At 36.3% G+C, this 23639-nt stretch carries 24 protein-coding genes and 1 pseudogene; 12 read left to right on the forward strand and 13 right to left on the reverse strand.

Annotated elements, in window-relative coordinates; translation table 11 throughout:
• Window positions 1-37: 37 nt before the first annotated feature.
• Both R8749_RS10235 and R8749_RS10240 read left to right on the forward strand, forming a co-directional pair.
• The gene (locus R8749_RS10235; RefSeq protein ID WP_317696577.1) at window positions 38-1924 is read left to right on the forward strand and encodes a beta-glucoside-specific PTS transporter subunit IIABC; all 1887 of its coding nucleotides are present in this window, start codon (window positions 38-40) and stop codon (window positions 1922-1924) included.
• Window positions 1924-3327 (forward strand): glycoside hydrolase family 1 protein, encoded by a 1404-nt coding sequence (locus R8749_RS10240; protein ID WP_317696579.1) that lies wholly within the window; start codon window positions 1924-1926, stop codon window positions 3325-3327. The genes R8749_RS10235 and R8749_RS10240 overlap by 1 nt, the downstream gene beginning before the upstream one ends.
• Window positions 3328-3331: 4 nt before the next feature.
• Here the strand turns inward: R8749_RS10240 and R8749_RS10245 are convergent, their stop codons facing one another.
• Entirely contained in the window at window positions 3332-4351 is a 1020-nt protein-coding gene (locus tag R8749_RS10245) for a hypothetical protein (protein WP_317696582.1), read from the reverse strand.
• Between the two features lie 523 nt (window positions 4352-4874).
• Between R8749_RS10245 and R8749_RS10250 the strand changes: the two genes are divergently transcribed.
• The 3 genes from R8749_RS10250 to R8749_RS10260 all read left to right on the forward strand — a co-directional run bounded on the left by R8749_RS10250 (window position 4875) and on the right by R8749_RS10260 (window position 6426).
• Window positions 4875-5000: a hypothetical protein gene (locus R8749_RS10250; RefSeq protein WP_317696584.1), complete on the forward strand. Its 126-nt coding sequence runs from the start codon at window positions 4875-4877 to the stop codon at window positions 4998-5000.
• A gap of 89 nt (window positions 5001-5089) precedes the next feature.
• The gene (locus R8749_RS10255; protein WP_317696586.1) at window positions 5090-5581 is read left to right on the forward strand and encodes a UTRA domain-containing protein; all 492 of its coding nucleotides are present in this window, start codon (window positions 5090-5092) and stop codon (window positions 5579-5581) included.
• Between the two features lie 194 nt (window positions 5582-5775).
• A complete protein-coding gene (locus R8749_RS10260) occupies window positions 5776-6426 on the forward strand; it encodes a Panacea domain-containing protein (protein ID WP_317696588.1) in 651 nt (216 codons plus the stop codon).
• Window positions 6427-6842: 416 nt separating this feature from the next.
• On the opposite strand, the pseudogene R8749_RS10265 reads toward R8749_RS10260, so the two are convergent.
• From R8749_RS10265 to R8749_RS10280, 4 genes and pseudogenes are all read right to left on the reverse strand, one after another.
• Window positions 6843-7106, reverse strand: a pseudogene (locus tag R8749_RS10265) (family 1 glycosylhydrolase); the annotation flags it as partial.
• 108 nt (window positions 7107-7214) lie between these two features.
• A complete protein-coding gene (locus R8749_RS10270) occupies window positions 7215-8312 on the reverse strand; it encodes a helix-turn-helix domain-containing protein (RefSeq protein WP_317696589.1) in 1098 nt (365 codons plus the stop codon).
• Entirely contained in the window at window positions 8305-8568 is a 264-nt protein-coding gene (locus R8749_RS10275; RefSeq protein ID WP_317696590.1) for a hypothetical protein, read from the reverse strand. The genes R8749_RS10270 and R8749_RS10275 overlap by 8 nt, the downstream gene beginning before the upstream one ends.
• A gap of 182 nt (window positions 8569-8750) precedes the next feature.
• Window positions 8751-9758 carry an alpha-L-fucosidase gene (locus R8749_RS10280; RefSeq protein WP_317696591.1) on the reverse strand — a complete coding sequence of 336 codons (1008 nt, stop codon included), beginning with the start codon at window positions 9756-9758 and terminating at the stop codon, window positions 8751-8753.
• A 119-nt stretch (window positions 9759-9877) separates the two neighbouring features.
• Here R8749_RS10280 and R8749_RS10285 point away from each other — a divergent pair, with 119 nt between their 5' ends.
• The 3 genes from R8749_RS10285 to R8749_RS10295 are packed head-to-tail and all read left to right on the forward strand — an operon-like array spanning window position 9878 to window position 11518.
• The gene (locus R8749_RS10285) at window positions 9878-10075 is read left to right on the forward strand and encodes a hypothetical protein (protein WP_317696592.1); all 198 of its coding nucleotides are present in this window, start codon (window positions 9878-9880) and stop codon (window positions 10073-10075) included.
• A complete protein-coding gene (locus R8749_RS10290; RefSeq protein ID WP_317696593.1) occupies window positions 10075-11052 on the forward strand; it encodes an ImmA/IrrE family metallo-endopeptidase in 978 nt (325 codons plus the stop codon). The genes R8749_RS10285 and R8749_RS10290 overlap by 1 nt, the downstream gene beginning before the upstream one ends.
• Before the next feature lie 7 nt (window positions 11053-11059).
• On the forward strand, window positions 11060-11518 hold the full coding sequence (locus R8749_RS10295; protein ID WP_317696594.1) for a DUF4411 family protein: 459 nt from the start codon (window positions 11060-11062) through the stop codon (window positions 11516-11518).
• Window positions 11519-12066: 548 nt separating this feature from the next.
• On the opposite strand, the gene R8749_RS10300 is transcribed toward R8749_RS10295, so the two are convergent.
• The 8 genes from R8749_RS10300 to R8749_RS10335 form a co-directional block, all read right to left on the reverse strand.
• Complete coding sequence (locus R8749_RS10300) at window positions 12067-14784, reverse strand: immunoglobulin-like domain-containing protein (RefSeq protein ID WP_317696595.1); 2718 nt, start codon at window positions 14782-14784, stop codon at window positions 12067-12069.
• Window positions 14784-15050, reverse strand: coding sequence for a hypothetical protein (locus tag R8749_RS10305; protein WP_317696597.1), 267 nt, complete (start codon window positions 15048-15050; stop codon window positions 14784-14786). The genes R8749_RS10300 and R8749_RS10305 overlap by 1 nt, the downstream gene beginning before the upstream one ends.
• A gap of 86 nt (window positions 15051-15136) precedes the next feature.
• Complete coding sequence (locus tag R8749_RS10310; protein WP_317696598.1) at window positions 15137-15304, reverse strand: hypothetical protein; 168 nt, start codon at window positions 15302-15304, stop codon at window positions 15137-15139.
• 11 nt (window positions 15305-15315) lie between these two features.
• Entirely contained in the window at window positions 15316-15663 is a 348-nt protein-coding gene (locus tag R8749_RS10315) for a hypothetical protein (protein WP_317696600.1), read from the reverse strand.
• A 73-nt stretch (window positions 15664-15736) separates the two neighbouring features.
• Window positions 15737-17365 carry a hypothetical protein gene (locus R8749_RS10320; RefSeq protein ID WP_317696601.1) on the reverse strand — a complete coding sequence of 543 codons (1629 nt, stop codon included), beginning with the start codon at window positions 17363-17365 and terminating at the stop codon, window positions 15737-15739.
• A gap of 206 nt (window positions 17366-17571) precedes the next feature.
• Window positions 17572-18180 (reverse strand): hypothetical protein, encoded by a 609-nt coding sequence (locus tag R8749_RS10325; RefSeq protein WP_317696604.1) that lies wholly within the window; start codon window positions 18178-18180, stop codon window positions 17572-17574.
• A gap of 205 nt (window positions 18181-18385) precedes the next feature.
• Window positions 18386-18613 carry a DUF2922 domain-containing protein gene (locus tag R8749_RS10330; RefSeq protein WP_317696607.1) on the reverse strand — a complete coding sequence of 76 codons (228 nt, stop codon included), beginning with the start codon at window positions 18611-18613 and terminating at the stop codon, window positions 18386-18388.
• A gap of 11 nt (window positions 18614-18624) precedes the next feature.
• On the reverse strand, window positions 18625-18816 hold the full coding sequence (locus tag R8749_RS10335) for a DUF1659 domain-containing protein (protein WP_317696610.1): 192 nt from the start codon (window positions 18814-18816) through the stop codon (window positions 18625-18627).
• A 305-nt stretch (window positions 18817-19121) separates the two neighbouring features.
• Here R8749_RS10335 and R8749_RS10340 point away from each other — a divergent pair, with 305 nt between their 5' ends.
• From R8749_RS10340 to R8749_RS10860, 4 genes are all read left to right on the forward strand, one after another.
• Window positions 19122-22613 (forward strand): BspA family leucine-rich repeat surface protein, encoded by a 3492-nt coding sequence (locus tag R8749_RS10340; protein WP_317696612.1) that lies wholly within the window; start codon window positions 19122-19124, stop codon window positions 22611-22613.
• A 216-nt stretch (window positions 22614-22829) separates the two neighbouring features.
• A complete protein-coding gene (locus tag R8749_RS10850; RefSeq protein WP_425613231.1) occupies window positions 22830-22910 on the forward strand; it encodes a putative holin-like toxin in 81 nt (26 codons plus the stop codon).
• A 250-nt stretch (window positions 22911-23160) separates the two neighbouring features.
• Window positions 23161-23274, forward strand: a complete 114-nt coding sequence (locus R8749_RS10855) for a putative holin-like toxin (RefSeq protein ID WP_425613195.1) — start codon at window positions 23161-23163, stop codon at window positions 23272-23274.
• A 280-nt stretch (window positions 23275-23554) separates the two neighbouring features.
• Entirely contained in the window at window positions 23555-23635 is an 81-nt protein-coding gene (locus tag R8749_RS10860) for a putative holin-like toxin (RefSeq protein ID WP_425613232.1), read from the forward strand.
• The last annotated feature ends 4 nt before the right edge of the window (window positions 23636-23639 follow it).

The following is a 23639-nucleotide window of genomic DNA, read 5'->3' on the forward strand; positions in this document are numbered from 1 at the left end:
TTTTGGTCTCGTTTTTTTTACAAAGGAGAAAGTGATCTTGGATTATCAAAAAACTGCACAACAAATTTTAGATGATGTGGGTGGCAAAGAAAACGTCTCTGAGCTGACCCATTGTTTTACCCGACTGCGATTCGTCTTAAAAGATAAAAGCAAAGCCAACAAAGACGCAATTTCTAACATTGAAGGAGTCATCCAGGTCGTAGAAGCCAGCGGTCAATTTCAAGTCGTCCTCGGCAACAAGGTAGATGCAGTTGCTGAAGCGATCATGCCGTTATTAGGTGAACTCCAAAATGATCAGCCTGACAAAGAAGAAAAGGTCAGCATCTGGACTAAAATCTTAAACGTTATTGCGGCGATTTTCACCCCAACAATTCCCGCCATTGCCGCTTCTGGCATGCTTAAAGGAATTCTCGCCGTTGCTGCGATTATCGGCACCAACATGTACCATACTGACATCAAAACATTCAATACTTATATCATTTTAAATGCGGCTTCTGATGCTCTTTTCTACTTCATGCCAATTATCTTAGCCCGCTCAGCGGCCAAAGTGTTCAAAACTAATGATTACATCGCCATGATTATCGGCGCCACGCTTTGCTATCCGACAATCGTGACTTTAATGACCGGCAAATCCGCCGTAACTCTATTTGGGATTGGCATCACAAAAGCTAACTACACCTCTTCTGTTATTCCAATTATTATCGCGGTCTTCATTCTTTCTTACGTTGAACGCTTTATTACCAAAATCATGCCGGAAGTCTTAAAGATCATCATGGTGCCAACGCTTTCTCTGATTATCATGATTCCTCTAACCTTAATGGTCTTTGGCCCAATCGGAATTTACCTCGGTAACTTCGTCAACTGGCTTTATTATTTCATCATGCATATTAGTCCAATTCTGCTTGGTGCTTTCATCGGAGGAATCTGGTGCGTCTTGGTTATCTTCGGAGCTCATCGAGCAATTATTCCCATTGGAATTAACGATGTTGCCAAAACGGGGCGGCAGAACTTGTTAGCTTTTGCGGGAGCTGCAAACTTTTCACAAGCTGGCGCTGCTTTAGGAGTATTTTTCAAAACCAAAAATAAAAATTTGAAAACTGTCGCAGCCTCAGCTACCGTCACTGCCCTCTTTGGAATTACCGAACCGGCAATTTACGGAGCTAACTTACGGCTTAAAAAGCCAATGGTCTATGCGGTAATCAGCGGTGCTATCGGCGGTGGTTTAATGGGCTGGGGCGGATCTTTCGGAAATGCTTTTGCCAATCAGGGTGTTTTGACGATCCCCGTCTATGCGAGTGCAGGAGCCAAAGGATTTATTACGTATATTCTGGGATGTATGATTGCCTTTTTTGGTGCCTGTGCAATGACAATGATTTTGGGATTTAAAGATTTACCTGAAGAAAATGAAACCAGGTCAATTGCAGCCCAAGACGTCGTTGATGATCAAGTCGCGCCTACCGAAAGTGACATTCAAATTCTCTCACCCGTTGCCGGAAAAGTTATCCCGCTGGAAGAAGTGAACGACGAAGTTTTTGCGAGCGGCGCCATGGGTAAAGGCATCGCCGTTGATCCCACAATTGGCGAAGTTGCAGCCCCGATGGACTGTACAGTAAATGTGCTTTATCCAACGATGCACGCAATTGGCTTGACCTTAGATAACGGCGTAGAAATGTTAATCCATATCGGCATTGATACCGTCGAACTAAAAGGCAAGTATTTTAAAAAAGCAGTCGACGTCGATCAGCACCTTAAACAGGGTGAACAGATCGTCAGCTTTGATTCTTCAGCGATCAAAAAAGAAGGATTTGACCTGACCACTTCAATTATTATTACCAACTCAAAAGACTATGCAGCAATTGGCGCAACTGCTGCTAAAGAAGTTAATCAAAATGACGAACTTTTATTCATCAAAAAGGAGAACTAATGAAAAAATTTAAAGAAGATTTCTTGTGGGGCGCTTCTTCCTCGGCTTTTCAAATTGAAGGAGCATGGAATGAGGATGGCAAAGGCGAAAGTGTTGCCGACTTCAATTCGTTTAAGCTCTCTAATAAGCAGGCTGATACTACTGTGGCCAGTGATTTTTATCACCACTATGAAGATGACATCAAGTTAATGAAGAAAATGGGGATGAAGGCTTACCGCTTTTCAATTGCTTGGAGCCGAATAATTCCTGACGGAGATGGCGAAATTAACCAAAAAGGAATTGACTTCTATAATCGAGTTATCGATTGTCTCATTAAAGAAGGCATGATCCCTTTGGTCACGCTTTATCACTTTGATCTGCCACTGGCTTTAGCGAAAAAGTATAACGGCTGGGAAAACCGCGCTTGCGTTCATGCTTTTAGTCGTTATGCCCAAACTTGTTTTCAAGCGTTTGGTGATCGGGTCAAATACTGGCAGCCAATTAATGAACAAAACTTGATGATTCGCGTGGACGAACGGATGAATATGTGGGACACACCAAAAGAAGACTGTGAAAGAGTTCGGGCTCAAATGGACTACCATATGTTTTTAGCAAGCGCTCAAGCCATTAACAACTGCCACGAAATGATTTCAGATGCAAAAATTGGTCCCGCGGTATCTTCAACGATGACCTATCCTGCAACAAGTCGCCCAATGGACGTCTGGGCTGCTAAGATGAATGATAATTTTAAAACCAACTACGCGCTGGAGATGTATTGTTACGGGGAGTATCCGGGTTATTACAAAGAATATTTAAATAAAATGGACATCGCGCCAAAAACCGAACCAACCGATACTGACATCCTTAAGAATGCTAAACCTGATTTTATCGCTGTGAATTACTACCGAACCTTAATGGCAGGATATTTCCCGATTGATGAAGAGCATCCATTCGGCACTAGAGTTAGAGATATTGATTTTGACCTGGCCGGCTATTTTAAGATCATGCCAAATCCTGAACTTAAAGCAAGCGAGTATGGAGCACAAATTGACCCGACAGGCCTAAGAATTTTACTTAATGAATATCACCGTCAATTTCGCCTGCCAATGATCATTACCGAAAACGGTCTTGGTACTGCTGACAAGCTGACTAGTGATGGCGAGGTCAAAGACCCTTACCGAATTAGCTATCTTCATGACCACATTGAAGCATGCTATGATGCCATTCAAGACGGCGTCGAGCTCTTTGGCTATTGTCCTTGGTCAGCAATGGATTTACTAAGTTCTCACCAAGGATTTAAAAAGCGTTATGGTTTTATATACGTTGATCGTACTGATTTCGATCTTAAGGATTTAAAGAGAATCCCTAAAGACAGTTTTTACTGGTATAGGAAAGTGATTAAAAATAATGGGTTGAGTGACTAGTGGTTTAATTTTTATCATTTGATATTTTTTTAGGGTCATCAGCAGATCCTTTAACTTTGTTTGAAGATTTATCTTTACCATTTGCCAGTTTTGTTTCAGAATTTAAATCCTCTTTTTCTCCAGATTCACTTTCAACCTGGTCCTTAATTTTTTGATAGTAATAAAAATAAATAGTTAAAAGGTCAATTACGTCTGATTCTTTTGCTAAATTGGGAATAAAAATTTTTTCCAATAACACCGGATCTGAGTAAACAAGAGTGAAAAAGAGTATTCCCAAAAGTATACTTGAAATAATAAGAATAAATACTTGTACTTCGATATGTTTTAACTTATTAAAAATATCAAGAAACATGGGTATTAATATTATGGAAATTATTATCCATCCCGCATATCGAAAATTCTTATTTCTTTTAGCACTTCTTGAAAAATAATTAGAAAAAATTTCTATATAACTTTTGGGATCATCAATATTAATTTTTATCGTAAAGTTACTTTGTTTTATTGAATTATACGTAAATCTTAATAATGTTTTGAACTCATAAGCATTTCCTTCACCCCTATTAATTGCTGAATTTAATAACTTGTAATAATTATCTCGTTTATCTGAATTACGCAAATTTTTTATATCTTTAAAAATAAAAAATATAAAAAGAATTGTAAATATTAAAAACATTACAATTAATGTATCTAGCCAAAAATTAACTGAAAAAAAGATATTTTTGTTCAATTTAAATGGAAAATAAGGAAATTTAAAAGATTTAGAGTTTTTTTCTACTGTAATTTTATTTGAAAATAGGCCTAACAAAATAAACAAAGCTACATAACAAATGATCATTGCGTAATAAAAAATAAGGGAAGTTGAAAAAGCTTTTACACTAAGTTTTTCTTTCTTTAATTTTTTATAGATCTTATTTATCAATTGATATAATTCTTCGTCATAATTTAATCCATATTGTTCTCTCACTTCTAGCATTTTTGTGATGTCTGTATGATCATGTGGTCCATTACCATCTGACGTACCCATTAATTTTCCCCTTCAAAAATTAAAAATTCCTTTTATTATTTCATAAATCGTAATTAAATTTAAAGTAATTTTTTTAAATAAATTTTAATTTTTTGAGATTAAGATCTCATTGAACCGATTTAATTTATACTTGATTAATAATATAAATGATCTAAAGTCCGATTTAATTAATTATATATTAGATAGCTACTATTACATTTTCACGAACATCAAAGAAGATAGGCAAACGAAACATTGTCCTAACTTCAATAAAACCATTTCTAACGTTTATTTAAACCCTCTTGAAATTAAATGGTCATTGGGGCAAAATATCTAAGAGCTAAATTAGAATGATTCGTGTCAAGAATAATTATAATTGTGAATCAATTTTTTGTTATTACTTGGTTTAAAATTATAATTGAACGAATATAACTCAAGCTATAGAAATTACTAACTTAATTTAGATAATATTTACCTAGTTAGTAGTGGATTGTTAAATGCTCAAGTTAATCTTGCTTTAAAACAGAAACTAAGGAGCTTACGAATGACAACCCCAAAATATCAAGAAATATCAAACCATTTAATTAATGAAATTAATAATGGTACTTTTAGTTTTATAGTGAAGCCGAGATATGTAATCGTTATCACGTTAGTTCAACCACAGCGGTAAAAGTTTTAAATTTACTACAAGAGAAAAAATACGTTGTAAGACTTCAAGGAAAAGGCACTTTTGTTTCAAAAGAAGATCACCAGCAGCTAGTGCAAATTAGTAAATTAAACGTGAATAATAAAATACCTGAAAGCACAAAAGTATTATCAGTAAAAGAAAAGAACAGTAACGACATTCAAGCTAAGCTTCACTTAACGTCGAACGAGAAGTATATAGAAATTAAACAGCTCTGTTCAGTTGGCAATAACATAACTGAATACATAATTAGTTATATCAATGGCAAACATTTAAAAATGCGCCCTCATGCTCCTCTTGACTACTATGCTTCAATATATCAGCGAATTATTGAAGATTGTGACCTTGATCCATATAAGATGCATTACTCTCAGATCTGTAAAGCAATTGTTGTAGAAGATTCTCAAATTTTAAATTACTTTAACTGCGATCAAAAAAGCAAATTATTTATTCGCAACAAAAAAACTACTTTTCTTCCCACAAGCCATACAGAAGGTTTAGAATACTCTATAACTTATAAAGATCCGCTGTATTGGGGAGTCAAAATTGAATCAATCAATTCATAGAAAAGCCCTTCTTTTTCGATTTTTGAAAAGGAAGGGTTTCGTTTTACTTCAACTGAAAAATAACTTACGAGATAAGATCCCGAATATCCTCCAATAACAATACTTATTAATGTTATTTTTTTATTTCTATAATACAGATATTTTTACTGATATAATATAAATGCTTAAGCATTGCCAAAATGGAGGAAATCAAAATGAGGAATGTAACTGATTATGCCAAATTCTTTTTAAAAAATGGTTTTGATTCTCACCCTGATACTTTTGATGGAAATATGAAACTACAAAAGCTTCTTTTTTTCGCAAATTTTATTAATTATGCCGAAAACAAAGAATTGTTGTTTCCTGAAAAAATGTGTGCTTTCGAAAACGGTACCGTAATTGAAGAAGTTCGCCAAAAATACAAAAATGACTATAATTCTTTCAAACAAGATTCAATAAATTTTGATCCTGATTTTTCTCAAAAAGAGTACGATGTTTTAAATAAAACTATTGATATCTTTGGAAATTTAACTGCTAGAGAACTTTCTGAATTAAACCATCAATTCAATTTTTGGAAAAAGCGTTATCAAGCGTCAACAAACGAAAATGGTTATCATCATAAAGAATTAGCTGAAATAACAAATAAGGATTTAGATTTAGAAGTTGATAAAATGAAAGAAGTTTTAAATACTTATCAAAATAACCGGCAAATTAACCAAACTAAAGAACTAATTAATGGTGTAACCTTCTTTTACGATCCAAAAGAGATCAATATTGATGAAATTCTCCCTCAACTAGATTCATTTGAAGCAGATGAAGAATCATATACGGTTTCGATTGATGACGGACATTTGGTGATTATGTAATAGAAGCTTATTGGGGTAAAACTTGTTTTGCTGACGGTAGTATGCCTGCATATAGCCGACCATACCTAATAGTTAAAGTTTTAGAAAATGGCGTTCACGTACTGAACGTTTCCTCTAGTGCGGGGAAAGAAAATAAATTAATATTTAAAAGTAACTACTTATTGAGTAACAACTATCCTCCATTCCCGAAATCTAGTTTTGTCAAACTGGATTCTAGAAAACTTATCTTATACGATGAATTTCAGACTTTTAATTTAATGTGTAAAGGACAAAAGCTCAATCCAAAAGATTTGGATTATATTTTAAACAATTACTTAAAATGGTGTTAAAACGTTTAATGCCATATCTTGATGTTTAAGTGCTCCCCCAATAGAAAACGCCAATGAAATCAGATCTTGAATTCATTAGCGTTTTTTCTATTCGTCTAAAGCTTCACCATTGGTTTCAACAACATGTTTCATCCACTGATAAAATTTCTTTAGAGTTCTATTTAAGGTACCGTGTCCTAGATCGTCCATATCTACATAAAAAAAGCCGTAGCGTTTCTTCATTTCGCCTGTTGATAATGACACTAACTCGATTGGACCCCACATCGTATAGCCTAAACAAGGAATATGATCAATATTAATTGCATCCGCCATTGCTGAAAGATGATCTTTTAAATAATCGATTCGATAATCAGCAGTTGATCTCCAGTCAATCCCTGTAATTTTTACTGAAATGCTGCTCAATATCATTTACGAAAGTTCGAGATAATTACAAAAGAATCCAGATAAACTGAATTCCTTTTAGTCGAAATGATATTGAATTTTTAAGTCATTTAAGTGTCTGTAATCTAGATACTTCTCTCTTTGTAATCTACCTACTACAACTCCCGGATGAATTTGAATACCTTCAGAAAATTCTAATACTGCTCGACGAGAAAAATCATTTTCTTTAATGAAAGCTTTATAATCTGCAGGATTAATCAAATGATTTTGAGCAAATTGATCTGCTTCTTTTTCTAAACGATCTAAATCCAAATTATTAGTAATCCCATTATCTCCAATCGGCGTTACGATCATGTGTCCTTTTTTTCTCTGAAAAACATGTTTTATTTCATGAAATAATGTAAACCAAAATTGATCCGCATATTTACTACGATCATTAACTGCCAACAAAATCCGATCTTTGCCAATCCATTTAACAGCTCCATTAATACCACAATTTTTTAAATTTGGGAGAATTACAAAAGCCACACCAGAATTTTCGAAAATACGATTAAGTTCAGGCAAAAAAACTTCTGGATTTTGTTTCGTCATTTTCCTTATATCCGGTAACTTTGTTTTTAAATAATCTAGATCTATTGAAGATACATTTTTTTGAACAGCGATATTTAATGCCGTTTGTACCCAAGCATTAGAATTAATAATATTCTTGGATTCAACCTCTTTGACAGAAGTCCGATACTGAACCAAAAAATTTTTTTTACTAAGAACCTTTAAAGTAGAGATTCTAAAATGTCTCTTTAATTCTTCGACTTTTTCTTTAAAATCTCTCGTGTTTTTTACGCAATCTAGTTTAACCCAATAGGAATAATCCATTTGTTCTAAAATTGGGCGTTCACTTTCTAGATTTCTTTCGGCATCGATTTTGGCTTTTACCTCTTTGTACTTATTATTGAGATTACGCCAAACAGTTTCTGATGTCCCTAAGGCTAGTGATAAATTTGTAATTAATTCATCATCTAGATTAATTTTGCCATTTACTAATTCACTAACTTTTTTCTTATTTGTATTTAACCTTTCTGCGAGTTCCTCTTGTGTCATTCCTTCATGATTTAAATACTCTAAAATATAATAACCCGGATGAAAGGCAATCAAATTTCCAACGCTTATTTTATTCATAATGATTTGACACCTCCTCAACTCCAATTATTTCAACTTCTCGATAAAATTCTATTAAATTATCACCTTTATTTATAAATTTAGTACCATCTATATTAATTGGTTGAATTATTAATCGATAACCGCTTCTACGACCATTTATATCCAATGCATATTTATCTTTACGATCATGAGATAATTTATGTAGATTATAAATTCTAAAAAGATTAATATCTTGTAAATTTTCAGCACTTTCTAATAAATTAACAAGAGACAAAAGACCATCTGCGTTTCTACTTCCGAATTTTTTTCTAGCACATTTTAGATCTTTGCATCGTTTCCCAATTTTTTATTTTTATACCTTACTTCGATCTTATAGGTCCATCCGTTTTTAATTAATGTTACCAAAAAAGAAACAAAATTCCAAATATTATATATAAAAATACTTTATAGTTATATTTAAATCCTTACTTCCTCCCGCAAAATCTCCGCTGCCGGTACTGGCACGCGTCCTAGTCCATCAAGTCCCACATTTAACAGGTAATTGATCCCTAAGTGGTTCAAATGATTCTTAGACTGATGAATCTCTGTCGGTGACTTCCAATTCTGATCACGATAGGAAAATCCCCACGAGTCATTCATCGTTGCCGCAGTTTCGTATAGACCGTTAGGTGATGGTTTAAACCCGCCTAACGCATTGTAATCAACATCTTTCGCTTCATTTTTACGCGCAGGAATCTCGTTATCACCAAGCGAAACGTAGTCATATTTGCCATTACCTAAACGAGAATTAATTAAGCAATTGGGCTGCAGACTCTTAACAACATCATAAATTTCCTGACTTTGCTCCAAGTTTAAAGTCATTGGAACATCGAACCACGCTGTCGCAATCTCGCCATAATTTGTCATAATTTCTTTGATCTGGGGCAAAATTTTATCGTGAAAGCATTGAGAAAAATCTTTATCATGTTGCACAAAATCCCAACTGTTATCCCAAGTAGTCCCCGCGGACTCAACATCGTTTGCTGTATAGCCTCCCCCATTAGGTTCATGCCAATCTAAATCCTGCGAATAATACACTCCAAACTTTAACCCAGCACTATCGCATGCTGAAGCAAATTCAGCAATGACATCGCGATGAAATGGTGTTGCATCATAGATATTGTAAGAATCCACCAACGAGTGATACATCGCAAAACCATCATGATGCTTGGTCGTCACTACCAAGTACTGCATTCCACAGTTCTTGGCGAGGGCAACAATCTCTCTGGCATCAAAGTAAATCGGATTAAAAATTGACGTTAACTTCTCGTATTCAGCGTTTGGAATTTGTAAGCGCGACTGAATCCACTCCGCATAATTTCCGGCTGATTTTCCTTTGTATTCACCTGCCAAAAGTGAATATAAACCCCAGTGGATCATCATGCCGTATCGAGCTTCTTTAAACCATTCAATGTTTTTATTCATGGCTTTAGAGTAAAACGTTTGCTAAATAAGTCAAGCATTAATTATTACTTAACAATATCTTTTTGCTTTAAGAATTTTTATCAATTATACTAAATAAAAAATGAAAGGGGGGTAGCTCATTGAATAAAAGAATAAGAATTCACGTAAAATGGGAAGTCATTGTCTGGGCAATTCAGCACGGTGAAAAAGATTATTCTCAATTAGAGAAAAAATATAAACTTGATCGATGGCAGAACCCTCAAAAAGAAGAAGACTACCCTACTTTGAAACAGCTTCAAAATTTTAGTAATGATACTAAAATCCCTTTGTTTACTTAATGGATGAACAAATTCCTAAAGAAGAGAATTCATTTGTCAATTTTAGAACTATCAACAACTTAGAGGTATACCCCAGCAGACGTTTAATTGACACAATCCACAGCATGCAAACACGTCAAGAATGGTTGAAAGACTACCTTATTGAACAAAACGGTGAAATCCTATTTCAATCAATTCCCAAATTTACATTCGATAATAATCCCCAAACTGTTGCAAATAAAATTACTGAACTTTTAGATTTTTCAAAAGTTTACCAACGAAGCAGAACTGATATTGATACATTTAATGTGATTCGTAAAAGCATTAGCTCCCTAGGCATTACAGTCATGCAAAATGGAATTGTTGGAAATGATACCCACCGAACACTTGATGTTAATGAATTTCGAGCTTTTGCTTTATACGACGAGATTGCTCCAATGATTTTCATTAATTCATGTGACAGCGTTCGAGGCAAAATATTTTCTTTATTGCATGAACTAATTCATATTTTAGTTGGAGAGAACGAAATTCTAAATGTCGGACCAGATTCTCAAATCAAAAAAGAACGTTGGATTAACCAAGTTACTGTGAATATCCTGATGCCAGAGAATGTTTTTAAAGATTACATTAATGACGGTATTTCTAGTCAAGAAAATCTTAAGCGCTTAAGCAATAAATTTCATACTAGCTTAGTTTCTACCGCAATCAGAGCTAAAGAACTTAATATTAGTGATAATTGCAATGAATTAATTAAATGGGCAAAAGAACAACAATCTAAAAATCTGGTTATAAAATCAGAGAAAAAGGAAAGTGAAAAAAGGGACTTCTACACTACAGCTCTTTCGAGAGTTGACCGTAGATACGCGAGTGCGGTCATTAATAGTGAATCTAGTGGTGAACTGCCGTTAAGAACTGCTGCTTCAATGTTAGGAGTTGGTTTGAAAAGTTACTATAATTTTGTAAATAAAGTTTTGGGAATTGATTATCTCTTTGATTGACGCTCACATGAAATGGTATAATCCCGAAGTTTTTTCGAAACTATGGATTGAGCTCAACAAAAGACACGAAGTTCAAATAATTGATTACGTGAACAATGAAATTGAATACCCGGATGAACTTGTAACCTGGGTAAAAGAAAAACACCAGAAAAACGAAATCGAAATTAATGAAGAAATAATTAGTGTTTATAATAAATTAATTAAGTGGGTTAGAAATTGTTCTCGCTGGTCAGAAGCAGGTTTTGCGGAATGGCAAAAACCAGAAAAAGCTGATCCGTGGTTAATTGCAATTGCAAAAGTAAATGATTTTACGATTGTTACACTAGATGGAAATTTACGAACTTCTCTTCCTGATAAAAAATCTTTCTCCAACAAAGAACCTAAAATCAGTGCAGTCGCAAATAGATACGAAGTTTCAACAATTCCGATGTACGAACTTTTAAAAGAAATGGAATTGTCATTTTAATCTTTGTTAGCAGAAAAAAATAATATTTAATAAAAGTTGACAAAACAAAAACTGATTTGATAACATGTTCTTCATGGTGGAACAGAAAACAGTTGTGCGTCGCAACGCTCGTTCTGTTCTCTACAGAGAAAGTCTCACACTGGCGTCCAGTGGCTTGAGGCTTTTTTTTCTTTATATTTTGAAATTTTTGTATACCTAATATTTCTCATAAAAAACGAAAACCCTAGATCCGATTTTCACAGATTCTAGGATTTCGTTAGTTCGGCACCTACTCCTCGGGCCCTCCGAACTTGATCTCTATAAGATATTATACTTAACTTTTCAATTATTAAAACAAAAAAGAGTGTTTCCTACCAAAAACACTCCCTAAAAACAAGTTATAGAAGTTCTAAAATAACTTGTTAGATCAACTACAAGTATAATAATTTAGCACTGCAATAAAATCAATTTTATTTTAAAACATTTTTTACTTTGATCTTCAAAAAATACCCGCTGTAATATGCGCAAAAAAAGAACCCAGAATCAACTGAGTTCTATTTCTTTAGCTCTTAGTAAGCTTTGTAACTCGCATAGTCGCCTTGGATCCACTGATCCTTACCAACCTTGTAGAAGCCATTCTGTTTACCAGATGTCTTCCACTTGCTACCATGCTGCAACTTACGTCCTGGATAGAAGCCGTTCGTTGTACCTGCACTCTTCCACAAGTTAACTCCGTATCCCTTCTTGTAGACGATCTGTACTTCGCCTCGTAGTGGGGTAATCGTGTTAATTGGCGTGAATGACACGTACTTGCCGTTAATCCACTGGTTCTTGCCTACTGCATAGTAAACTTCTCCCTTTGTATTAACTGCTCTCTGGCTGATCTTCCATGCTGTACCATGTGCTAATCTCTGACCGGTTGCTTTGCCTGCTGGTGCATTGTATACCATAATGCCATAGCCTGGTACATAATTGATGTACCCAACCATCTTATTAGGGGTTAATGTCCATTCAGCTGCATTCTCTTTAGCCAGTACGGTAATGTTTCTAACCATTGTAGTTGTTGCACCGCTGATACTTGTTGCCTTATACGTTAACTGGTAAATACCAGGCGTATGAGTATCAACATGTCCCGTAATCGTTACCTGAGGTGTTCCGTCACTGCTCTTTGCGATTCCTTCAAAGTTAGGAAGCTTCGAGTAATCTCCGCCGTAATTGTTAAAGATTGTCCATGACCCTACGACCTTGTACTCATTCTCATTAAAGCTGTCGCCAACATTAATGGTACTGTCGGTACTGCCCTGGAAGGCAAATACAGGTGCACTTGAATCAGTTACCGTAACTGGGACCGTAATGCTTGCGGTATCTTTGGCATTGCTTGGATTAGTGTAGGTATAAACTACTGGATAAGTTCCCGGTTTTGTGACATCTACTTTACTGATATCTGCACTTAAGGAGGTCATTGGAATTCCATTGATCTTTCCGCTGCCGTCAGTAAGTCTTAGATCTGCTCCGCCACGGTAGAAGTCCCCTGGGAAGCTGTTTACGGCATTGCTGTAGTCACCGGTTCCATCAACATAACCTTTCGGCCATTGTGAGTATGAGTTCTTCGTATCAGAGTTACTGATTCCAAAGCCGCCATACATGTAGAGCGGTGAACTTACACCTCGTCCTGAGTCAGTCTGCTTGAAGCTGCCGTCATTCTGCTGCCAGCTGCCTAAGAATGAACTAACTAAGATCTGCTGTAATTTATTAGCTGCTACTTTACCTGTATTGTCTACTAAGTCAGGGTTACCAGCTACTAGTGTTCTACTTAATAAGTTTTTGAAGTTCTGTGGAACGTTAGCAGTAGTTAATACTGCACCATCATCATATGTTGTGGTATATGGACGAAGACTGACATTAAATGGATCGTTTCCGCCAGATACATCTGTTGTTGAGAATGATGGTTTTGTGTCTTGTTTAGTTGGAGCTGGAACTGCTGCCTGATCATAAACTACTACGTTTACTCTGGCTTTGCCCCAATTGCTGTAAAGACGAGGAAGGGATGGAATGTAGTAGAATGCACCTGCATCTCCGCCGTTCTGCATTAACTGTTCAACTAACTTAACACGATCCCACTTATTAGAACTGTTATCTTTATCATTAGGAGTAACTTTAGCTTTATCACCATCACCACTAATATTAACATTATATGCTTTAGCTAATGTTGTGTAGCTGTCAGGATCACTGATTGCCATTCCGTTGTCATTGGCATCAACGTCCATCGTCTTGTTGATTCCTTGTTTGCCGTCAGCTGCATTTTCGGTTGATTGAACAACATTTTGATCATTAGCTTCTAAACCTTTTTTCGGATCATTTGGAACACCGCCAGTGGTTTTGAAGAATTTATCAGGAGCTTTAACAATTCCGATTGAATAATCATCAGAAGTACCGATCTTCTTTGAAGCTTCAGCATCTTTTTCTTTGTTGGAATCAGCTGAAATTTCGTTAGATTCGCCAATCCACTTATTTCCACTAACTGATGATTTATTAGCACTGATATCATCAGTATTTGAACCTTTATCAAACAGCTCTGAATCATAATGAGGATAACTCTTGTCAATACGAGTATAGGCGATCTGGTTGTTTACTGGACGAAGTTTAGCAAGCGAATCGGTTTTTGTATTAACAGCATTATAATTATTATAATATGATGAATTGGTATCAGAAGTATTTGTAAGTACACCGTCAATAGGTCTATCTGCGCTTTGTGAAGAACCTAATTTTACATCTCCTAAATACAGATTATAGTTATCGTAGTCTGTCTTAACGGTTTGTTTAATATCATAGAAATAACCGTGTGTAGGAGAAGGAGCATCAGAAGTTTGTTCGTATCTAGTATCCACAGTTTGTTCCCATGTAGTTTTAACGTTTCTAGCAACTGAAACTGGAACTAAATACTGAACGTTAAGTGAACGTTTGATTTTAACCTGCGGTAAATCTGACGAATCGTTCCAAGCCAAACCATAATGCAAGTCTGTATCTGAAGCAAATTGACCATTATCTTTATCTACTCTGACATTATTTTCATCAGGTGTAAGACCAGGTGTTTCCAAGAAAATTGGATCAGCATTAGAAGCATTCTGTAATATCGAATTATAGATGCTTCCAGCTAATGATGGACTTGCTGTACTACCTTGACTAATAAAATATAAGTTTGGATTTGGATCAGTAGCATCTGTATCAGCAGCTGTATAATGATCAATAGTCATTCCTGGCTTACTTTGGTCTCCATGAATACTCATTACCCAAGTAATCCACCACGATAGGTAAGATCATCATTTACTGGAGAAATATAAGGACGCTCAGTATCTCCGAAATCATTAGAATTTGATATATAGTTTAAATAATTATTTGAATCCGTTCCCCTTTTTCCATCAGGAATTTGATATTTAGATAACTTTCTGCTTTGAGCTTCACTCAAACCACTTGCGTTAATCAGTACATATCCAACATTCTTGGCAAACTGTTTATGGACCTCATGATGGGTTTGTGTCGCAGATTTTACCACAATATTTCCATTACCATAATAGGGTCCACTACCTGTTACTTGTTCTCCTGAAGTATTGTTTGGATTTGGTACCTCCGAACTAGGTACTACAAATCCCCTGTTTCAGCAGCATTGTTATATGAAGATCCTATCGAACCCGACCACGGTATTCCAACCAATGTACTACGAACAAATGAACCTGGTTTCAAAAATGGCTTTCCATTGTCGTCTAAATTAAACCCATCATTATTGTTAGCATCTTGAACTTGCTTCAATTCATTATCAGCTATGGTTCCATTATGGTCATGAGGATGATGAGTTCCCCCTCCCAATTTGGCACTGAATGAGCCGTATCAGCAGTGGTAAATATTTCATTATGTAATTCTTTTCCCTTTAATTTATTTCCATCTGTCTCAATCCATCTATTATATGTATTATTTTCATTAGGAGTCGAACCTGCTGGAGGTATACTTAGATCAGAAGTCACATCTACTTTCATATTTCCACTGGGCCCATATCCTTGGCTCAAAGTTGAGTCATCAACTTTTTGAACATGTTTATTTGCATTATAAATACCCATTTTTTTAGTATTAGTGTCAGTTGTATCAACAACACCATTACCATCGGTATCCAAATTCGTTTAGATTCCCAAGTAAGACCATTTAAGTGCAGAGACTTAGCCGTAGCGTTTGGAGCGCCCTGAATATTTACTTCTGCATTTCCTTGATATCAGTAATCTTGTCATTATAGTCCATACTACCAATAGTATTGGCAGTACCCCTATAATTGACATACCACGGGTTCGTATATGGGAGCGTTGATAGTAATGTATTGCCATCAGTTTCATTACTATACTCACCACTGAAACTATTAGTGGAATTATTCATATCACCAGGATGTGTTACAAGCGGTTCAGCTAATCCTGCAGGATTATCAAGTCCCCCAGTAGGGAATGTACTGCCGTCATCATACTTCCCGGTAGTAAATTCAGCATTATCTTTCGCAAAAGGCAAAGCAGTAGAGATGACCGTACTGTAAGGATTACGGTAAGACTTGAAGACCATGTTGTTTAAAGGTGCTTCATAGGTAAAGCTCTTCTTGATTGACTTACCGGTTGTGTCAGTAAATGAACCGTTAGCTGCAACCTTATCCTTAATCTGCTGTTCCGTTGTACCCGTAAAAGGAGCAGTCCCGAAGATGCCGTGAGTACTGTCCCAAGCTTCACGGACCATGAATGGAGAAGCAGCATCTTTCTTGCCGTCCTTTGGCTCAAAAGCATGAACAACATTACCAAGCTGATTTTCCGCAGATGTTGGATCTAAAGTAATTGATTCTGCATCTCCACCCCCAAACGTTGAAGCTGTGTCTGGTCCTCCAAATGGATAGGTGGGCACTTCATAGTAATTATTAGTTTTATCATATTTTGCCTGATCTTTATTAATAGCGTCATTAACACCAAGACCATTAACTCCGGCACCTAAAGAAGTATTAACATCATAAGCAGGCCAAAAGTTTACAGTATTTGGAAGTCCATGCCCGAATTTATCAGTATCCATATGACTGGCCCCGATCGGCGTATCAATCCCATCTGCACTAGTATCAGCCTGATTAGGGATCCTTTTAGCTACGGTATTGTCATAATCTTGGCCAATCCCATCATTTCCAGTAGAGTTAGTGTCAAGCGGGGTATGAAGAAGCTTGTTGCTGAAATCAGTCTTCAGCCCAGCCTGAGATCCATCTTCTTTTTGTCTCGGATCAGCGACCGCAAGGTAGTTATTAACACCTTCAGCTTTTAAAACTGTATCGCTCGAAACAGGATCAATATAGCTAAAATTATCATTGTTAACAGGCGTCAGATTATCGTTAGTTGCTGCAAATTTATCAACATCATTAGTTCCAACAGTTCCTTTAGGATTAAACTGGACGTTGTAAGAGTTATCCTTAGTAGACAAGCTGCCGGAAGGGTGAGTACTAAATTCATCGCCATGAATAGCCTTCATCGGAGCAACGTTGCGGATAGAGAAGTTGCTTTGGTATTGAAGCTGATAAATCTTCTTGGCAATGACATCAGCGCTCGTCCCGCGCGGCACGACGATCGTCCCATCACCAGATTTGGGATCAACCCAAGCAGTCGACCCACCACCGGTGAGCTGAAACTTCTGATCATCGGTCAAGCCATTTCTAAGATTGGTGGTCTGATTAAAGGCCCCGTTGGTAGAGTCCCCTAACCGCGACAAGCCTTTAGAATTAGCTTCAGCTTTCTCAGACTCAGGAATATATTTAGTGCCCCAAGTACCGGAAAATGCGGGCGACTTATCGATTCTGTTCTCTAACAAAACCTTATCAGGCAGCTGATTAAAAGTCTTGTTGTTAAGTTTAAAAACGGCAGTCGCTTTTTTACCAGTAGCTTTGCTCTGGGCAACGATCGTAATGGAAGAAGTCGTTTCGCGAATAATATTTTCCGTATTTTGCGAAACGTTATCATAGCCATTAATATAAAGCTGCGCATAGGCATCATCAGGATTGCCAAAGAAGGCAGTACCTAAAACGTCAGAGATATTAACGCCGTCTTTAGACTGCGGAATTTGGCGGATGATATCTCTCGGAGTTTCGCCAGTATCAGCGAATTTATCCTCATTAGGATCAAAATTCCCAACTTGTATTCCATCAGGCGATTCAAAGCCTTGTTTAAGATAAGCACCTTTCCAACCCGAGCATTTTTGAATGCTAGGATCTGGGAGATAAAGCCAAGAGCGAGGTTATATTTATCGTAAGTATCTTTATAACTTTGATTAGCATTATCGCCGGTAGTATCATTAAAAAGAATTTTCCGAGCGTCAGAAGTAGAGTCATTGGTAGCGATCGATAGATCGACTAATTGTTTAACTAATAGAGACGCATTAATATTTTTACTGCTGGCAAAACGCTGAGCGGGGTACCAGTCGACTGAACCGTCACTAGGTCCAGCGTTTTGAAGTAGCTGGTCATATTCACTTAAATTAGGGTTATCAACATCGTAATCCCAATTATTACCGTCAGCGTGAACATTAACTGCCTGAGCAGCAGCGGTAAAAGCACTAGAGATAGGAGACAGCAGCAGAAGAGCTGTACTCGCTACTCCAGCAAATTTGAATTTATGATTTGCTTTCATAATTCTCCCTTTCAATCTTTTTGGTCATTTATGATTATAACTCAAAATATTTTTGAGAAACCAAAATATGTACCAATATCAATACTGTAACATATTTGCAACAGTAATGGTAATTTTTATTGTAAAGGGCATATAACCACGCAAAAAAAAGATCACCTATTTCTTAGTGATCTTCAATGTTTAATTTGGAATTTAGTTTTTATAGTTAGTTTGCTGGAACGACTTCTGTTTCTGTCGTTTCAACATATTTTGCAGATACGGGTGTCTTATAAAGAAGATTTCCGTCTTTGTCCTTAAATAAATCTAGAGCAGCAAGATCTTCCATTGCTTTTGCAACGGTCTCACGAGATAAATTATCGTTCACATAAGTGAAACTCATACTTGTGTTCTTGCCAGCTTCATTTTTAAACTTCAATTGTAATACTTTTGCCATTTGACTCCTCCTTAAAATTCCTTTGTTTCAACAGCTCTAACTTGTTCGAGACTAGCGTTTGGTGAAAGACTAGCGACAACTTGTCCTAACTTTTGTGCCTTTACATCGTCAACTCCTGCAACGACATTAGAAAAAGTTTTAGTTTTTCTATCTGCTCCTTTAACCAAAGTTACCTGTAAATTAGTTTTTAAAACCTTAGACATTTCAATACTCCTTCTGTTTTATTTTCGTAAGATGACTCGGCCGCTGCCTCTTACACTATATATATCGTATGAACTACCGAAAACTTTAGCCCTAAAATAAAAAAATTCAGCTTACGCTGAACACATTTAATATGAAGAAACACGTCCGTTATTTGAATGCTTCCGAGCTTTTAATTAATCCAATCATAAAAAATAAGATTTCTAGGTTTTTGATAAATTTTTTTTTAAAAGGTAAATAAAAAGAACCCTAACGGGATGTTAGAATCGGGTTAAAGACAATTTTTCACAACTGAAAGGATTTATTAATGAATTGGAAAAAAGCAAAGCTGCCATTAATTTTCATCGTGGGATTTATGGTATTGTTTGCCTTTAGTAGTATCATGCCTAGAGAAAACAGTCGTGCTGATAATTTAACGTCATCAAATAACTCAAGCAAAACTTCAGCCAATTCAGCTAAATCTTTGTCACAAAAGGGTAAATTAATGCCTCAGGGACGAAGCGGCGTTAGTCCTCAAACTCTTGGAACAGTTGTCAAAACTAACGATTTTCGCCTCAAAGTTGATAATCAGATCAATGTTTCTAATCAGCCATTTGAGGTTTTAGACTGGGACAGTGTCCCTGATATTTCTGATGGTTACGTGATTCAACGAACTAATGACTCAACTCTGCCAACCAATGATGCTTTATGGCAAATTCCGCCCACTAATTACGGTAAACACATAACGATTCTTAATGTCTACCCCGATAACTGTAATTACCTTCAGACTTGGATGAATCAAATTGATCCTGGTACGGGGCAGCCTGTTTCGATGGGGTTAATTAACGTTGTGCCAGTGTCTTTCGCTGATTTTAACAGTAATCCCAATCAGTACTTAAAAGACGCAGCAGGAAATTATCAGTATGACGGTGTCTATTTCGGTTCTGAAGATGGTAACGGGGGGAATGGACCTAACAACGATTTGAACGCAACTTCGTATGCAGCAACAGTTGCTTACGGTCAAACTGGACGTTCAATTATCTTGGGGCACGATACAGTATATTATCCTCATACATATTTAGCTCAATTTGGTCCTAGTCTAGGATTAAAAATATTGCCAGGATATCCCAGCAGTGGGGGAAACGTTGGGTTAGGCTCAACTAAAGTTAAATTTTCAATGGATGGATTTTTAAATCAATACCCATATAAATTTACGTTAGATCAGACATTGGAAATCAAATTCTCGCATTCGTCCGGCCAATACTATTTATATCAAGGCGGGGCACAAAAGTGGATGGAATACGAACCGCCGTTTTCTTTTGCTGGAGAAGCGAAAGATATTAATTATCTTGATGAAAATAATAATCAAGTACCTGGTGATGATGGGCATCGAATTGCTGATAATAATTTCTATCTCGTTACCAAAAACAATTATGCGATGATCCAAACTGGTCATTCGATTTTCAACGGGATGAGTGCCTGTACACCTGATGAAGCAAAGATTATTGCTAATATGATTTACTATACCAGCACCCTAAATATGACCACTCATGGTGAGGACCATACAGTTAAAGACAGTGCCGCGCCGGAAAAGCCGACGACAACAGTAACAACCGATAATGATAAAGCAACTATTACGATTAAGGCCGCTGATCTGGGAACAGATTATTTTTACCGAGTAAAAGCCAAAACAGCAAGTGCCACTAAATACTCAGACGTGGTTAAATCGACGATCACCAGCGGTTTAAAAGGATATGTTTATCAAATTGACAATAATCCTAATGGTGTAGTAACTCCAATCAAAGATGTAAATGGCGAGGTCTCTAATCTTAATTTAATGCCGGATGGGACTGGGTCGGGAACGGTTAATGTAAACCGCGCCGACGGGATTAACAAGTATCTGCATGTGATCGCAGTAGACAAAAACAATAATTTTGATCCTGCTAAAATGCAGACGATTAATTTGAGTGATTATCTTTGGTGGAACGTTGATAGTAATAATGTTTTAACAATCTATCCTCACGAACTTAACTGGGATCGAGATCATGTCAATTGGGTTGATACTAGCGGTTATACTCAACAGGATTGGCCATGGTATCCAAAACATAGTGTACTCAATACAGAAATAGTTAAAGCAATAATTTCACCCGGAGTTACAGCAAGAGGATCGTTAATCAAACTGTTTTCACCATTACGCAAAATGACATCTATTGAAGGACTAGAAATGCTTGATACTAGTGAAGTAACTAATATGGCATCCATGTTTAATGGTTGTCAGTTGTTAACTAGTTTAGATGTATCTCATTTCGATACCAGTCAAGTAACTGATATGCAATATATGTTTCAAAGCTGTGATTCACTAACTTCTTTACATGTTGAACATTTTGATACCAGTAAGGTTACTAATATGGCTGGAATGTTTTATCGTGATTCATCATTAACTGGTTTAGATGTATCTAATTTTGATACCAGCCAAGTTACTAATATTGCTTCGATGTTTGCTACGTGCCAATTATTAACTAATATCGATGTAAGTCATTTTAATACCAGTAAAGTAACTAATATGGCAGGACTATTTAATGGCTGCATGAATTTATTATCAGTTAACGTAACAGGTTTTGACACTACTCACGTGACTAATATGGCTTACATGTTTGCTTATTGCAAGCAGTTTACTAATTTAGATATTTTAAACTTTGACACTAGTGAAGTAACCGATATGCAATATATGTTTTATTGGTGCGGAAAAATGACCGATTTAAAATTTGATCCGGATAAGTTTAAAACAAATAAAGTAACTAACATGGCTCAGATGTTCAGACTATGCTACGTATTAAAAAGTTTGGACGTTAGTAAGTTTGATACTAGTAAGGTGACAAATATGCAACTTATGTTTGCTGATTGTTCCGCTTTGAAAGAATTGGACGTTAGTCACTTTGACACTAGTAATTCTACAAATATTAATGGAATGTTTTCTGGTTGTGCAGGATTAACTAGTATAGATGTAAATCATTGGAACACTAATAAAGTCGATAATTTCAATAGTTTATTTCAGAGTTGTACCAAATTAACTAGTTTGGATTTAAGTAGTTTTAATATCAGGAGAACTCCCGGTTACCTTCGTACTTGGATTACTAAAAATACTCCCTCTCTTTGGAAATTAACGCTTGGACCGAATTCAGTAATTGAAGAAGCTCTACTTACCGATCCAGTTCGCGGAACTCAAATCAACGATTTGGATCAGCCAACACCAATTTACTATGCTACTAATCCACAATGGCAGGAATTAGGTACCGGAGGAACGCCTCACGATCCTAAGGGACCAACTCTTAAAGCGAGTCAAATTACGACTGATTCTGTAACCCGTCGCGACGTTAGAACTTATGTCTGGGATCAAACTGGATGGCAAACATTTTATACTTATGCATTAATTGATTTTGGATTCCAAAAACCAGCGTTTACCAATAAAGAAGTGAAAAGCACTAACCAGACTTTCACCGAAACTGATACAAGAAATGCTCGTCAAGGTAAAACTTGGAAGATTGAAGCCTCTGTTACTAAACCAATGCAATTGGATACGGACTCGACTAAATCCATTAGTGGAAACCCTCTTTGGTTTTACGATACAGACACTGGCAATAAGTACAATTTAACTTCAACTGCACAAACCGTTCACACGGGTGCTGCGGGTGCAGGTTATCAAGATAATATTTCAATACCTTGGAATTTAGCAATTAAAACTAACCCAATTGATATTCCAGCAACCGGTCACTATACTGGTCAAGTTACATTTACGCTCGTAAACGATTCTGGAATTTAATGAATTTGAGAAATTATGAGGCAAGTGGACTAAGTTGAGCTGGTGTTGCAGCACCGGCTCTTTTTGTACTTAAATTATATATCGTTCTTCAAGCACTTCTATAAAATTATCATTTTGGTATACTATTTCAGTAAGAAGTTTTGAGGGCGGTGGCTGTGAAATTTCGAAAGGTGGTGGTTTTTATGAACCTAAATCTTATGGAAAGGAAACAGCGTCTTGGATACGTTCCAGGTATTATCTTTGCTGTTCTCGTTTGGTCTACTCGTCGTAGCCATTCTAGATCAGAAAAACAGATAACGAAAAAAGCCGTCCTATACAAAAACTTTGACAAGTTTATAGGACGACTGTAAGTTTTATAAATTTAGTCACCGCCTTTGAAGCGGCTTACACTGGAGCTGGTGTTACCGCACCAGCTCTTTTTGTACTTAAATTATATAATGTAATCCATTGTTCTTCAAGTATTTCTATAGAATTATCATTTTGGTATACTAATTCAGTAAGAAGTTTTGAGGGCGGTGGCTGTGAAATTTCGAAAGGTGGTGGTTTTATGAACCTAAATCTTTGTTATTGGCGCAACGTCTTGGATACGTTCCAAGTTTTATCTTTGCTGTTCTCGTTTGGTCTACTCATCGTAGCCATTCTGGAACACAAAGAAAAATAAAAAAAACCGTCCTACCTAAACTTGGGTCAGTTTATAGGACGATTTTACTAATCTAATATAATGAGCCACCGCCTTTGAAGCGGCTTACACTGGAGCTGGTGTTTGAGCATCGGCTCTTTTTATACCTAAATTATATAATGTAATGGATTGTTCTTCAAGCGCTTCTATAAAATTATCATTTGGTATACTAATTCAGTAAGAAGTTTTGAGGGCGGTGGCTGTGAAATTTCGAAAGGTGGTGGTTTTATGAACCTAAATCTTATAGAAAGGAACAGCATTCTTGGATACGTTCCAAGTGTTAACTCTGCTGATCTCGTTTGGTCTACTTATCGTAGCCATTTTAGATCACAAAAGTAGATAACAAA

The organism is Xylocopilactobacillus apis (assembly GCF_033095965.1).
GTDB classification, from domain to species: Bacteria; Bacillota; Bacilli; order Lactobacillales; family Lactobacillaceae; genus Xylocopilactobacillus; species Xylocopilactobacillus apis.